Below are 12,949 nucleotides of genomic sequence, written 5' to 3' on the forward strand. Positions count from 1 at the left end.
TGGGCTGGGATTTGTGTATAAGAGACAGTTACCACTCCCCGTGGTCCGCGGCCGGGCACCCGGGCGGGGCGCCCGGCCGCGTTTCTCCCGAGCTCACCCGCCGAGCAGCCGCGCCTTGGCGGTCGCGAACTCCTCAGGGGTGAGCAGGCCCTGCTGGGCCATCCGGCCCAGATCGGCGAGCTTGTCCGCGAGGTCCGGCGCCCCGGCGGACGCGGCGGGAAGCCCGGACGCGGTGGGCACGGCGGGAAGGCCGGACGCGGTGGGCACGGCGGGAAGGCCGGACGCGGCGGGCACGGCGGGAAGGCCGGACGCGGCGGGCACGGCGGACGCGGCCTGCCCCGGCTGCGCAGCCGCGACGACCGCGACGGCCGGTGCGGCCGTTCCCGCCGGGGCGGCCACCTGGGCCTGCAACGCGGCGATCGCCTCGCTCTGGTCCTGCTCACCCCGGCGCCGGTCGGCCGCACCGCGGCCGGCCGCGTACGCGGCACCGCCCACCACCAGACCGCGCACCAGGGGCGCGCCCACCGGCCGCGTCACCCCCACCGGGCGGATCGGGCGCAGAGGTCGGAACATGGCGTCCTCACTTCCCGGCCGCGCGGTGCGCCTCGGCGGCGCGAACGGCCTCGTCGATGTGTTCCGGCGGGATCCGGACGCCCGAGGCGATCCGCCCGCCGATCGCGCGCAGCGCCTCGGCGGTCTCCTGCGCCCAGACGTGTTCGATCAGCACCAGCAGCGCCACCGTCCCCGGCGCCAGCAACTCGGCCGCCTCCTGGGCGTCCTCCGGTCCGATCAGCGGCAGTTCGGCGCTCCCGTCCGGTACGACGCCGCGCAGGTGCTCGAAGTCGGCGAGTTCTCCGTACGTCGCCTCGCCCTCCGGGTGCCGCGTCACCACCAGCGAGTCGATCACCCGGACGTCGCCGCCGGTGCGCAGCTTGGCGAGCGCTTCGGCGGCCTCGACGGTGATGGTCTGCTGCGGGAACGTCAGGACGAGCAGTTCGGCCGGACCCATACGGGGGCTCCCTTCTCCGTGCAAATCGCCCATAGCGGATCTAAGCACACGAAAATGGAAAATCTCCGACGCGCCGCCGACATTCCCGGACACGCCCGGGCGACGCAATAAACAGGAGGTCCCTATCCCTCGTCCCCCTGGGAGACCCCATGACCATCGCCGTCGCCAAGCTGTCCGACCCGGCCGTCCGCGCCTTCGTCGCCGCGGTCAACTCCGGCGACCGGACCGCCTTCCGCGATCTGCTCACCCCCGACGCGACCATGTCCGACGACGGTTCCGACCGCGACGTCGACGACTGGACCGAGCGCGAGATCTTCTCCAGCCGCGGCCACATGGACGTCCAGTCCGAGTCCGACGGCGGGCACGCGCTGATCGCCAACTACAGCAACGACACCTGGGGCGAGATGCGCACCGCCTGGCGCTTCACCGTCGACCACGGGAAGATCTCGCGCTTCGAGACCGGCCAGGCCTAGGGTCCGGCCCTCAGGCGGGCAGCCCGAGGCAGCCGCGCACCGCGCGGATCAGGTTCCGCGAGCGGACGTCGCCCGTGACCCCGGGCTGCATGCCGTTGGTGACGTAGCCGAAGCCCAGCCCGAGGTCGGGGTCGGCGAAGCCGAGCGAGCCGCCCCGGCCCGGGTGGCCGAAGCTGGCCGGCGAGGCCATCAGCGAGGTCGGGCCGTGCCGGAAGAAGCCGAGGCCGAACGTCGAGTTGACGATCAGCACCCGGTCCGGCCCGCTGACCGCCGGGCCGACCGCGCGGGCCAGCAGCTCCGGCCCGAACAGCGCCGGCAGGACCTCACCGGCCCCGCCGTGCCGGTCGGCCGCGCCGACCAGCGCCGCGTAGAACCGGGCCAGCGAACGGGCGGTGCCGATCCCGCCCGCGCCGGGGATCTCGGCGGCCTGGACCGCCGGGTCGTTGAGGTCCACCCCGGGACGCACCGAGGCGAAGGCGCGGGCGGTCAGCGAGGCCGGGTCCTGGTAGGCGTCCCGCACCGCCTGCTTGGGGCGCAGCCGCAGCCCGCTCGGCCCCGTCCGGGCGGCCTCCGGCGCGGGCAGGTCCACCAGCCGGCCCACCCGCGGGGCGGCGCCGGCCGGCAGCCCGATCCACAGGTCGAGGCCGAGCGGCCGGGCGATCTCCTCGGCGAAGTACTGCCCGACGGTCCGCCCGCTCACCCGCCGGACCACCTCGCCGACCAGCCAGCCGAAGGTGTACGGGTGGTAGCCGTGCGCGGTGCCGGGCTCCCAGGCGGGCGCCTGGGCGGCGACGGCCGCCGCCGCCCGCTCCCAGGTCAGCACGTCCTCCAGGCGCAGCGGCACGTCCAGGGCGGGTACCCCGGCCTGGTGCGAGAGCAGCCAGCTCACCGGCACCCGGTCCTTGCCGGCCGCCTTGAACTCGGGCCAGTACGAGGCGACCGGCGCGTCCAGGTCGAGCTGCCCGCGGTCGGCCAGCAGCAGCGCGGTGGTGGCGGTCAGGCCCTTGGTGACCGAGCGCAGCACCTGCGCGGTGTCGGCCGTCCACGGCACGGCCGGTGCGGGCCGCCCGCCGACCTCCGGCCGGGCGTCGCCGCCCCACAGGTCGACCACCTTGCGGCCGCGCACGTACAGCGCGAAGGCCGCGCCCAGCTCGCCGTACTCCCGGAAGTTGCGGGCGAAGGCGTCGCGCACCGGCTCGAAGCCCTCGGCCGTCCCGCCCCAGATCTCCACCACCGCGTGCCGCCCAGCCTCGTCCGAATGCGTACCGTGCCCGTGTCCGGAGTCCGTGCGGAGTCCGTGCGCAGTTCCGTTCGGTGCGTTCGAACCGGGCCCGGAAACCCTAACCTGTCCGTCATGACCAACCCTGCCGAAGAGCTGCTGGACGTCGTCGACGAGCACGACCGGGTGATCGGGACCGCCCGCCGCGGGGAGGTGTACCGGGACGGGCTGACCCACCGCTGCGTCTTCATCCTGGTCCGCGACCCGGCCGGGCGCATCTTCGTGCACCGGCGCACCGACACCAAGCTGTTCGCCCCCGGCGCGCACGACGTCTTCGTCGGCGGCGTGGTCGGCGCGGGCGAGTCGTACGCGAGCGCCGCCGTCCGGGAGGCCGAGGAGGAGCTCGGCGTGCACGGGATCGAGCCGCAGCCGCTGTTCAAGTTCCTGTACCGAGGCGGCGGGCTCTCCTGGTGGTGCGACGTGTACGAGGCCCGCTGGGACGGCCCGGTGTCGCCGCAGGAGTCCGAGGTCGCCTGGCACGCCTGGCTCACCCCGGCGGAGCTGGACGAGCGGCTGGCGCGCGACGAGTTCGTCCCCGACGGGCTGGAGGCGTACCGCCGCTACCGCGAGCTGCGCGGATAGCGCGGCCGGATAGGGTGGCGCGCATGGCCTCCCGTACGCCGTCGGCGTCGCCCCCGTCCGCGCGCCCCCGCCGGAGCACCGACCGGAGCAGCGACCGGACCGCCGGCCCCGACGCCGGGCCGGCCGGCGGTACGGGCGCGGCCAAGACGGCGGGCGACGCGGCGGGCAAGGGCGGTGGCAAGGGCGGTGAGAAGCCCCGCCGTCGGCTGAGCGTGGACGAGCGGCGCGAGCAGCTGATCGCCGTCGCGCTGGAGCTGTTCAGCCGCCGCCCGCCGGAGGAGGTCTCGATCGACGACATCGCGGCCGCCGCCGGGGCCTCCCGCCCGCTGGTCTACCACTACTTCCCGGGCAAGCAGGCGCTGTACGAGGAGTCGCTGCGCCGGGCCGGGCGCGAGCTGGCCGGCCGGTTCGAAGAGCCGCACGAGGGCCCGCTCTCCGACCGGCTCCACCGGGTGATGGGCCGCTACCTGGACTTCGTGCAGAGCCACGGCCCCGGCTTCGCCGCACTGCTGCGCGGCGGCTCGGTCGCGGCCAGCGCCGGGACGACCGCGGTGATCGACGACGTCCGGCAGGCCGCGGCCGACCAGATCCTGGCGCACCTGGCCCTCCCCTCGCCCAGCCCGGGCGTGCGGCTCACCGTCCGCGCCTGGATCGCCAATGCCGAGATCACCTCACTGGAGTGGCTGGCCGAGCGCTCGGTGCCGCTGGAGGAGCTCCAGCTCCACCTGGTCCAGGAGTTCGTCGCCTCGCTGACCCTGACCGCCGCCCGCGAGCCCGCGCTGGCCGCCGAGTTCGCCGGGTTCTTCGCCGGGGAACGCCCCGACGGCCCGGCCGGGCGGCTCGTGCGCGACCTCGCCGGGCTGTTCGCCGTCCCGGGCATCGCGGACGCCGTCGCCGCGCTGGCGGCCGGGCCCTCGGACTGACGGACCGGCTGACCAACCGGCTGACCGGCCGACGGACCGGAGAGCTGACGGGCCGACGGACTCCGCGACCCGCGGACCGACCGGCTCCGCGGCCCGCGGACCGACCGGCTCCGCGGCCCGCGGACCGACCGGCTCCGCGGCCGGCTGACCGACGGCCGCCGGCCCCGCCGGAGTGGCCGCCGGTTCTGCCCCGACCGCGGGCTCTGATAGGAATGTCCACGGATCCGACGGCGCATCCGGTCACCGGCGCGCCCGGACCACCGGACCACCGAAACGCAGACGCAGCAGAGCGGGGGGCTCATCAGTTGACCCAGGACGGCCAGTTCACCGCGGAGACCAATCCCTTCGCCGCCGCGGAGCAGGTGTCCGCGACGCTCGGCGCGCTCACCGAGGCCCTCCTCGCACCGCACGCCTCCCGCCACCCGGCGGCCTCGCTCACCACGCTGCGCGGCGGCACCCACCCGTCGGCCGAGTCGCTGTTCAACCTGCGGCTCGCCCCCAACGGCCCGGTGTACGACGCCGTCGACCGGCTCGGCACCGTCGTCACCGCCGGGACGGCCCGCCCCGGCACCGGCGCCCCGGTGGCCGGACCGGCCACGGACGCGCTGCTCGCCCGGTACGGCGGCGGTGCGGTGCGCGGCGCGGTGGCCGACCGGGGCACCCTCTCGGCCGCTCTGTTCGAGCTGCCGGTGTCCGGTGAGGCCGCCGACCCCAAGCTCCGCCCGCCGTTCGCCGCCGCGCTGGCCGCGCTCGCCTCCGGGCAGCAGACCCGGCAGCCGGTCGAGCTGGCCACCGGCGCCGGCGCCGAGGTCCGCCTCGTCGTGCCGCCCGGCTTCCACCCGCTGACCTCCCCGGGCGGTCCGCCCGGCGTCTCTGCCCGTACGGTGCCCACCGGCCCGGCCGCCGCCGACGCCGTGGCCACCGGCAAGGGCCTCGACCCGGCCACCGCCGCGGCCGCCACCGAGCTGACCGCCCATCTGGCCGAGGTGGCCGAGGAGTTGTTCAGCGGCACCGGCCCGGCGCCGCGCCGCGACTTCGCGGTGATCGCCGCCACCCTGGCGGACGTCCTCACCGCTTCGGGCACCGTCTACGCGGGCGTCTGCGCGGTCGAGGTGGACGGCCGCCCGAGCGACGCCACCCTGGTGGTCTCGCTGGCCCGGCACCCGCTGCCGATCGCCGGCCTCGCCACCGAGCTGGCCACCGTCCGCCGGCACGCCGAGGTCTGGACGGTGCTGCTGCCGGCCGGCCCGGCCGCCGTCCTGGTCGAGGGACGCAGCGTCCCGGTGCCCGGCACGCTGGCCGCCGACGGCGGGCGGCGCTGGGCGGTCACCTCGGTGGTGGAGGCGTTCGTCCCGCTGCCGGACGGCGTCTCGGTGCTCTGCGTCCAGCTCACCACGGGCCAGCCGCAGGACTGGGACCTGTACACCGAGGCCTTCGCCGAACTGCTGACGAGCGTGCAGTTCGGCTGGGACGGCGTCGCCGGCACGCTCACCGCCCCGGCCGTCCCGGTGCAGACCCCTCCCCCGGTCCTCACCCCGACGCCGACCCGCGGCGTCCCCGCGGACCCGGCTCCCGCCGCACCGGCACCGGCCCCCGTGGCCGCGCCGGCCCCCGCGGAGCCCGCCGCCGCGGAACCGGCCGCCGCCGGCCTTCCGTCGCTGCCGACGGTCTTCACCGATCCCGCCCCCGCCGACCCGACGCCGCTGCCGGTGCACCTGCGCGGGACCCCGGTGCGCGTCCCTCCGGCCGACTTCAACCCCTTCGCCCCGGTCGCCGACCCGACGCCGGCCGAGCCGATCCTCGTCCCGGACGACGGACCGGACGCCGCGTCCGCGGGCACCCCGGTCGCGGTCCCGCCGCCGGACTTCGACCCCTTCGGCGTGCTGCCCCCGACGCTCACCGACACCACCGTGCCGGTCGCCGAGGAGGACGACCGCCCCAAGGGCACCCCGGTGATGATCCCGCCGCCGGACTTCAACCCCTTCGCCTTCGCCCCGCAGCCCATGAACGCCGTCGCCCCGGCCGCGGCACCAGCGGCCGCGTCGGCCCCGGTCACCGACCCGTTCGGCACGGTGACGGCCGACCAGCCGAGCGACCCCTTCGGCACCACCCTCCCGCAGCAGTCGGCCCCCGTCCCGCCGCCGCCCTCGGCGCCGCCGGCCGTCCCCGCGCCGACGGTCACCCTGCCGTCCGACGAGGAGGCGCAGGAGGAGGACCGGAAGCCCAAGGGCACCCCGGTGATGATCCCGCCGCCGGACTTCAACCCCTTCGCACCGCCGTCCGGCATGTTCACCCAGGACGCCCCGGCCGCCCCGCCGGCCGTCGCACCGGAGAACAGCCCCTTCGGCTGAGGTCCACCGTGGAGGGGGGCCCCCCCCCGGGGGGCCCCCGGCCCCCCCCCCCCCCCCCCCCCCCGCCCCCCCCCCCCCCCCCCCCCCCCCCCCCCCCCCCCCCCCCCCGCCCCCGGCGTCCCCCCGGGCTTTTCACCCTGGGACCGCCGCGAAGCGCGTTGGCCCACCGTCGCGGGCCCCCCCCCCGGGGCGGCCCTCCGACGCTCCACCCCACCCCGAGGCCGCGCCACCCCACCCCCGGAGCACGGCCCCGCCCCACCCCCGGACAAGGGCACGGACGGCCGCGGTTGGCGCCGTCCCAGGTCAACCCGCCCTCCCCGCACCCGCGGTCATGTTCACGCCCGCCAACTGGTACAGACCTATTGCCAGTTGCCGGCCGGCTCCCTACTCTCGGGGAGCACAGGATCCTCTGCGGCACCCCGACGGCCCGAGGTCTCCCGCTCCGCGCCGCCCCACGGCCGGAGCGCCCGCACGCTGCTCCACGCACCTGACACCTCCCCACAGGTAACGGGGCGACCCGGCATGCCCGGAGACCCCGGGACAGGAGCCACAACCATGCGCAGACGTCGGATCAAGCTGCCGCTGCTGGCGGCCGGGACACTGCTCGTCCCGCTGCTCGCCGCCTCCCTGCCCGCCACCGCCGCCCACGCCGCCGGGTCCGTCACCGCGGCCTTCACCAAGGGCAGCGACTGGGGCAGCGGCTACGAGGGCAGCTACACCATCACCAACGGATCCAGCACCACCGTCAACGGCTGGACCCTGGAGTTCGACCTGCCGTCGGGCAACACCGTCGCCTCGCTGTGGAACGCGGGCTACACCACGGCGAGTTCGCACGTGACGGTCAAGAACCCGGGCTGGGCCGCCGCCCTGCCGCCCGGCGGCACCTACAACTTCGGCTTCAACATCGCCTACTCGGGCAGCTACAAGCCGCTGCTCAACTGCAAGCTGAACGGCCAGCCGTGCGACGGCACCGGCGGGGACCAGACCGCGCCGAGCACTCCGGGCGGGCTCCGGGCGGGGAACACCACCCAGACCACCGTCGACCTCTCCTGGACGGCGAGCACCGACAACGTCGCGGTCACCGGCTACGACGTGTTCCAGGGCGGCACCAAGGTGGCCACCACGGACGGCGCCACCACCGCGGTCACCGTCCAGGGCCTGACCGCCGGCACCGCCTACCAGTTCACCGTCCAGGCCTTCGACGCGGCGGGCAACCGCTCGGCCGCCGCCGGCCCGGTCAGCGCCACCACCAAGCCCCCGGCCGACCCGGACAAGCAGCCGCCGACCGCCCCCGGCACCCCCACCGTCTCCGGCTCCGACGCCAACAGCATCTCGCTGGCCTGGGCGGCCAGCACCGACAACGTCGGCGTCACCGCCTACGACGTCTACAACGGCACCGCACTCGCCGCCACCGTCACCACGCCGTCCGCCACCGTGGGCAACCTGGCGCCGGACACCTCGTACACCTTCACGGTGAAGGCCCGTGACGCGGCCGGCAACGTCTCCCCCGCCTCCGGCCCGGTCACCGGCAAGACCAAGGCCGGCGGCACCAACCCCGGCGCGCTGAAGATCGGCTACTTCACGCAGTGGAGCATCTACGCCCGCGGCTACAGCGTGAAGAAGCTCGACACCTCCGGCTCGGCGGGCCGGCTCACCACGCTCAACTACGCCTTCGCCAACATCCACCCGACCACCAAGCAGTGCTTCATCACCAACAAGGCGGCCGGCCCGGACAACGACCCGAACGCGGGCGACGGCGCCGGTGACGCCTGGGCCGACTTCGGCAAGGGCTGGGACGCCGGCAGCTCGGTGGCCGGCACCACCGACACCTGGGACCAGCCGCTGGCCGGCAACTTCAACCAGCTGAAGCAGCTCAAGGCCAAGTACCCCAACCTCAAGATCCAGATTTCGCTGGGCGGTTGGTCGTACAGCAAGTGGTTCTCCGACGCGGCCGCCACCGACGCCTCCCGCAAGGCGCTGGTCAGCTCCTGCATCGACATGTACATCAAGGGCAACCTGCCGGTCATCGACGGCCGCGGCGGCGCCGGCAGCGCGGCCAACATCTTCGACGGCATCGACCTCGACTGGGAGTGGCCGGCCTCCGGCGGGCACGACGGGAACATCTTCCGGCCCACCGACAAGGCCAACTACACCCTGCTGGCCCAGGAGTTCCGCCGCCAGCTGGACGCGCTCGGCGCCACCACCGGCAAGCACTACACGCTGAGCGCCTTCCTCCCGGCCGACCCGGCGAAGATCACCGCGGGCATCGACGTCCCGGGCCTGTTCGGCGCCTTCGACTTCGCCACCGTCCAGGGCTACGACTACCACGGCGGCTGGGAGATGAGCACCAACCAGCAGTCGGCGCTCAAGCTCGCGGCCGGCGACCCGTCCACCCCGGACCGGCAGTTCAGCTCGGAGATCGCGATCAACGCGTACGTCAACGGCGGCGCCCCGAAGAGCAAGCTCACCCTGGGCATCCCGTTCTACGGCCGCGGCTGGACGGGTGTTCCGCGCGGCACCACCAACGGCCTCTTCCAGAGCGCGACCGGCCCCGCGCCGGGCACCTACGAGGCCGGGTTCGAGGACTACCACAAGCTCAAGGAGTACGCCACGAGCGGTGGTTACACCCTCTACCGGGACCCGGTGGCCGGCCACGCGTACCTGTACAACGGCTCGGTGTTCTACACCTACGACGACCCGACCGAGATGGCCCGCAAGACCGCCTGGATCAAGTCCCAGGGGCTGGCCGGCGCGATGATCTGGGCCTTCGACGGTGACACCGCCAACGGCGAGCTGATGGCCGCGGTGGACAACGGCCTGAAGTAGACCGGCGGTCGGGGTGCGAAGCCCGGCCCGCCGCGCCCGCTCAGTCGGCGCGGCGGGCCAGGTGCACCACGTCCGGCACGCCCCGGGCGACCGGGATCTCGTGGGTGACCACGTCCGAGAAGCCCGCCGCGCGCAGCGCCTCCTCGAAGTCCGGGGAGGGCTGCGCGCTCCAGACCGCCAGCACGCCGCCCGGCTGCAGCCGGTGCCACAGCACGGCCAGCCCGTCCGCCCCGTACAGCCCGGCGTTGGAGTCGGTGACCGTCCAGTCCGGGCCGTTGTCGATGTCGAGGCAGAGCGCGTGGTAGCGCTCGCCGTCCGCCCCTGCGAGGTACTCCAGCAGGTCGGTGTGGAGCACCGCCACCCGGTCGTCGTCCAGCGCGCCGGCCGAGAACGCCGCCAGCGGGCCGGTCCGGTGCCAGTCGATGATCGCGTTCTCGCGCTCGACGATCGCGATCCGCCCCCAGCGCCGCTCGGCCACCGCGTACGCCAGCGAGAAGCCGACGCCGAGCCCGCCGATCAACACCGACGGCCGCTCGGCCGCGTCGCCCGTCCGGTCCAGCTCGTCCAGCGCCGCCTGGATCAGCAGCCGCTCCGAGCGCCCGTCCGCGGTGTCCATCAGGAAGCAGCCGTTCGCGATGATCTCGAAGTGCCGTCCGCGCTGCCGCAGCACCACCTCGCCGAAGGGGCCCTCCCGCCGGTCGAGCGTGACGACGGCGTCATGGCCGTCCCGTTCGGGCAGTGCGGTGGACATCCGGTTTCCTCTGCGTACTCGGCTGCTCGGACTACCCGCCCGACAATAGCGGAGGCCGGCCCGCGACCGGTCACGTCGTGAGCAGCACGCCCGCGTAACTGACCCCGGCCACCATCACCCAGGAGCCGAGGCCGAGCAGCGCGATCCGCCCGCCGGTGCGCAGCAGGGTGGGCAGGTGCACGGCGCTGCCGAGGCCGAACAGGGCCGCCGCCAGCAGCAGCTCCTGCGCGTCCCCGGCCAGGGTGAGCACCCGGTCGGGCAGCACGCCGACGGAGCGCAGCGCGATCATCACCAGGAAGCCGGCCACGAAGAGCGGGACGATCGGCGGCCGCTTGCCGGCCGGGGCCTGGCCGGCCGCCTCGCCCCGGCGGGCCCGTCGCACCGCGACGGCGACCCCGGCCACCAGCGGCGCCAGCAGCACCACCCGCATCAGTTTGACCAGCACCGCCTCGCGCAGCGCGCCCGGCCCGCCGGTCTGCGCGGTGGCGACCACCTGTCCGACGTCGTGCACGCTGGCGCCGACCCAGCGCCCGAACTCGGCCTCGCCGAGCCCGAGCGGCTGCTGGAGCAGCGGCAGGACGGCGATCGCCAGGGTGCCGCAGAGCGTGACGAGGGCGACGGACGCGGCGACGTCCTCCTCCTCGCTGCCGGCGGCCTGGCTGACCGCGCCGATCGCCGAGGCCCCGCAGATCGAGTACCCGGTGGCGACGAGCAGCGGCTGGTCGCCGGGCAGGCCGAGCCGGCGCCCGAGCCACCAGGTGCCGGCGAAGGTGGCCGCGACCACCGCGAGCACCATGGCGACGGTGGCCCAGCCGAGCCCGAGCACGTCGTCCAGGCTGAGTTTGAGGCCGAGCAGCACGATGCCGAGCCGCATCAGCCGCCGCCCGGCGGTGGAGAGGCCGGGCCGGGCGACGCCGCGGACCACGGGCCGCAGCCCGGGCAGGTGGGCGGCCGCGATGCCGAGCACGACGGCGGCGGTGAGCTTGGGCACGGCGGGGACGGCCTGGTGGACGGCGAGCGCGGCGGCCACGCCGAGCGCCGCGAGCAGCAGGCCGGGGGCGTCCCCGCCGAGCGGGGGAAGCAGGCGGGTGCGGACGCGCCGCTCCCGGACGGTCAGTGCCATGTCGTGCTCACTGCTGGTCGTCGGCAGGCAGCCGGTAGACCCGCCGGATGCTGGTGCCCAGCCGGGAGACGTCGGCGCCGTACACGTGGATCGAGATGGCGGTGGAGCTACAGGCGTTGCGGACGAGGTGGATGTCGCCGGGAGGGGCGAAGGCGGCGACGGTGCCGGCCGGTCCGACCACGTGCTCGGTCTCGACCAGGTGGGCGGTGCGCCCGTCGGAGACCAGCCGGTACCGGGTCTCGCTCTCCTGTCCGCGGTGGACGCCGGCCACGCACCAGGAGACGTGGTCGTGGATCGGGGTCTGCTGGCCGGGCAGCCAGACCAGCGCGACGACCGAGAAGCTGCCGTCGCTCTCGGCGTGCAGGACGTGCTGGCGGTAGCGGTCCGGGTCACCCTCGCGCTGGGCGTCGGTGAGCAGGCCCTCGTCGCCCAGATGCGGGGCGAGGCGTTCGCCGACCAGGTAGGCGGTGAGTTCGGGCGGCAGACCGCGGTCCACGACCGCACGGATCTCGCCGACCAGGGCGGTCATGCGCTCGGTGAGCCGGTCGCTGCCGACCGTGGCGGAGGGTGTCATGCCAGCAGGTTCGGCCCAGTCGACCTATCACGTCCAACGAGGGTTCTTTCGCAATACCCCAAACAGAGCTTATGAATCGCTCGCCGACACCGGCCCGGCCGGATGCGGCACTCAGCAGCCGACGCGCGCCGCGGCCGCCGACCGCAGGTGGTCCAGCACCAGCGCGGTGGCCGGGATGCGGCGGTGCTCGCGCAGCACGTACGCGCAGACCTGCCGGCGCAGGTGCGGTTCGACGGCTCGCCCGGTGACCTTGCGGTGGCACATGAAGGAGAGCACCAGCGCGGGCATCAGCGCGATCCCGACCCCGGCGGCGACGAGGCTCTGCACGGCGAGGTTGTCGTCGGTCGAGAAGACGATGTCGGGCGCGAAGCCCTCCTCCGCGCAGACGTGCAGCAGGTTGGCCCGGCAGCGCGGGCAGCCGGCGATCCAGCGCTCGCCGTCCAGGTCGGCCAGCCGGACGGCGTGCCGGCGGCCCAGCGGGTGGCCGACCGGCAGCAGCACGGTGAGCAGGTCCTCCATCAGCGGGATCTCGTCCAGCCCGTCCGGCACCTCGGTGGCGGCGCCCGGGTAGCGGAAGGCCAGGGCGATGTCACACTCTCCGCGGAGCAGGCGCTGGACGGAGTCCGGCGGCTCGGCCTCCAGCAGTTCGACCCGGACACCGGGGTGCTCGGCGAGCAGCCGGGCCATCGCCTCGGGTATCAGGGTGGCGTTGGCGCTGGGGAAGGCGCAGACCCGGACCCGCCCGGCGCGCAGCCTGGCGAGCGCGGCGAGCTGCTGCTGGGCGGCGGAGAGACTGCCGAGGATCAGCTCGGCGTGCCGGGAGAGCGCCTCGCCGGCCTCGGTGAGCCGCAGCCCGCGCCCGGCCCGGGTGAACAGCGGCACCCCGACGGACCGCTCCAGCGCCTTCATCTGCTGGGTGATGGCGGGCTGGGTGTAGCCGAGTTCACGGGCGGCCGCCGAGTAGGAGCCGGCCCGGACCACCTCGTGGAAGGTCCTGATGTGCCGTGAGTCGAATACCGGCTCCACTGCCCCTCCGCCCGCCCGTGCCCGTTCTGTCG

The 12,949-nt window shown here is 75.1% G+C and carries 12 protein-coding genes; 5 read left to right on the plus strand and 7 right to left on the minus strand.

Going from position 1 to position 12,949, the window contains the following annotated elements; genetic code table 11:
- Positions 1-93 precede the first annotated feature (93 nt).
- Positions 94-573: an SHOCT domain-containing protein gene (locus tag ACFC1F_RS09330; protein WP_376156789.1), complete on the minus strand. Its 480-nt coding sequence runs from the start codon at positions 571-573 to the stop codon at positions 94-96.
- Between the two features lie 7 nt (positions 574-580).
- Positions 581-1,009, minus strand: a complete 429-nt coding sequence (locus ACFC1F_RS09335) for a DUF6325 family protein (RefSeq protein WP_209408484.1) — start codon at positions 1,007-1,009, stop codon at positions 581-583.
- A 149-nt stretch (positions 1,010-1,158) separates the two neighbouring features.
- On the opposite strand from ACFC1F_RS09335, the gene ACFC1F_RS09340 reads away from it, so the two are divergent.
- Positions 1,159-1,482, plus strand: coding sequence for a nuclear transport factor 2 family protein (locus ACFC1F_RS09340; RefSeq protein ID WP_209408488.1), 324 nt, complete (start codon positions 1,159-1,161; stop codon positions 1,480-1,482).
- Positions 1,483-1,492: 10 nt separating this feature from the next.
- Here ACFC1F_RS09340 and ACFC1F_RS09345 read toward each other — a convergent pair whose 3' ends face one another.
- A complete protein-coding gene (locus tag ACFC1F_RS09345; RefSeq protein ID WP_209408493.1) occupies positions 1,493-2,716 on the minus strand; it encodes a serine hydrolase domain-containing protein in 1,224 nt (407 codons plus the stop codon).
- Between the two features lie 120 nt (positions 2,717-2,836).
- On the opposite strand from ACFC1F_RS09345, the gene ACFC1F_RS09350 reads away from it, so the two are divergent.
- The 4 genes from ACFC1F_RS09350 (at position 2,837) to ACFC1F_RS09365 (ending at position 9,443) form a co-directional block, all read left to right on the plus strand.
- Positions 2,837-3,343, plus strand: coding sequence for an NUDIX hydrolase (locus tag ACFC1F_RS09350; protein ID WP_209408497.1), 507 nt, complete (start codon positions 2,837-2,839; stop codon positions 3,341-3,343).
- 23 nt (positions 3,344-3,366) lie between these two features.
- The gene (locus ACFC1F_RS09355; RefSeq protein WP_376156792.1) at positions 3,367-4,266 is read left to right on the plus strand and encodes a TetR/AcrR family transcriptional regulator; all 900 of its coding nucleotides are present in this window, start codon (positions 3,367-3,369) and stop codon (positions 4,264-4,266) included.
- 305 nt (positions 4,267-4,571) lie between these two features.
- The gene (locus ACFC1F_RS09360) at positions 4,572-6,617 is read left to right on the plus strand and encodes a hypothetical protein (RefSeq protein ID WP_376156794.1); all 2,046 of its coding nucleotides are present in this window, start codon (positions 4,572-4,574) and stop codon (positions 6,615-6,617) included.
- Positions 6,618-7,172: 555 nt separating this feature from the next.
- Positions 7,173-9,443 (plus strand): glycoside hydrolase family 18 chitinase, encoded by a 2,271-nt coding sequence (locus tag ACFC1F_RS09365; RefSeq protein WP_209408503.1) that lies wholly within the window; start codon positions 7,173-7,175, stop codon positions 9,441-9,443.
- A gap of 40 nt (positions 9,444-9,483) precedes the next feature.
- On the opposite strand, the gene ACFC1F_RS09370 is transcribed toward ACFC1F_RS09365, so the two are convergent.
- From ACFC1F_RS09370 to ACFC1F_RS09385, 4 genes are all read right to left on the minus strand, one after another.
- Positions 9,484-10,194, minus strand: a complete 711-nt coding sequence (locus ACFC1F_RS09370) for a spermidine synthase (RefSeq protein ID WP_209408506.1) — start codon at positions 10,192-10,194, stop codon at positions 9,484-9,486.
- A gap of 70 nt (positions 10,195-10,264) precedes the next feature.
- Positions 10,265-11,317 carry a YeiH family protein gene (locus ACFC1F_RS09375; RefSeq protein ID WP_376156795.1) on the minus strand — a complete coding sequence of 351 codons (1,053 nt, stop codon included), beginning with the start codon at positions 11,315-11,317 and terminating at the stop codon, positions 10,265-10,267.
- 7 nt (positions 11,318-11,324) lie between these two features.
- Positions 11,325-11,891 carry a cysteine dioxygenase family protein gene (locus tag ACFC1F_RS09380; protein WP_148641608.1) on the minus strand — a complete coding sequence of 189 codons (567 nt, stop codon included), beginning with the start codon at positions 11,889-11,891 and terminating at the stop codon, positions 11,325-11,327.
- A 111-nt stretch (positions 11,892-12,002) separates the two neighbouring features.
- Positions 12,003-12,917 (minus strand): LysR family transcriptional regulator, encoded by a 915-nt coding sequence (locus tag ACFC1F_RS09385; protein WP_209408511.1) that lies wholly within the window; start codon positions 12,915-12,917, stop codon positions 12,003-12,005.
- Positions 12,918-12,949 lie beyond the last annotated feature (32 nt).

The sequence above is a fragment of the Kitasatospora sp. NPDC056181 genome, from assembly GCF_042266225.1.
GTDB lineage: Bacteria > Actinomycetota > Actinomycetes > Streptomycetales > Streptomycetaceae > Kitasatospora.

Bases quoted from the DNA above. Each gene is read 5' to 3' on its own strand.
- ACFC1F_RS09330 (WP_376156789.1), bottom strand. From the start codon at position 573: ATGTTCCGACCTCTGCGCCCGATCCGCCCGGTGGGGGTGACGCGGCCG.
- ACFC1F_RS09335 (WP_209408484.1), bottom strand. From the start codon at position 1,009: ATGGGTCCGGCCGAACTGCTCGTCCTGACGTTCCCGCAGCAGACCATC.
- ACFC1F_RS09340 (WP_209408488.1), top strand. From the start codon at position 1,159: ATGACCATCGCCGTCGCCAAGCTGTCCGACCCGGCCGTCCGCGCCTTC.
- ACFC1F_RS09350 (WP_209408497.1), top strand. From the start codon at position 2,837: ATGACCAACCCTGCCGAAGAGCTGCTGGACGTCGTCGACGAGCACGAC.
- ACFC1F_RS09355 (WP_376156792.1), top strand. From the start codon at position 3,367: ATGGCCTCCCGTACGCCGTCGGCGTCGCCCCCGTCCGCGCGCCCCCGC.
- ACFC1F_RS09365 (WP_209408503.1), top strand. From the start codon at position 7,173: ATGCGCAGACGTCGGATCAAGCTGCCGCTGCTGGCGGCCGGGACACTG.
- ACFC1F_RS09370 (WP_209408506.1), bottom strand. From the start codon at position 10,194: ATGTCCACCGCACTGCCCGAACGGGACGGCCATGACGCCGTCGTCACG.
- ACFC1F_RS09375 (WP_376156795.1), bottom strand. From the start codon at position 11,317: ATGGCACTGACCGTCCGGGAGCGGCGCGTCCGCACCCGCCTGCTTCCC.
- ACFC1F_RS09380 (WP_148641608.1), bottom strand. From the start codon at position 11,891: ATGACACCCTCCGCCACGGTCGGCAGCGACCGGCTCACCGAGCGCATG.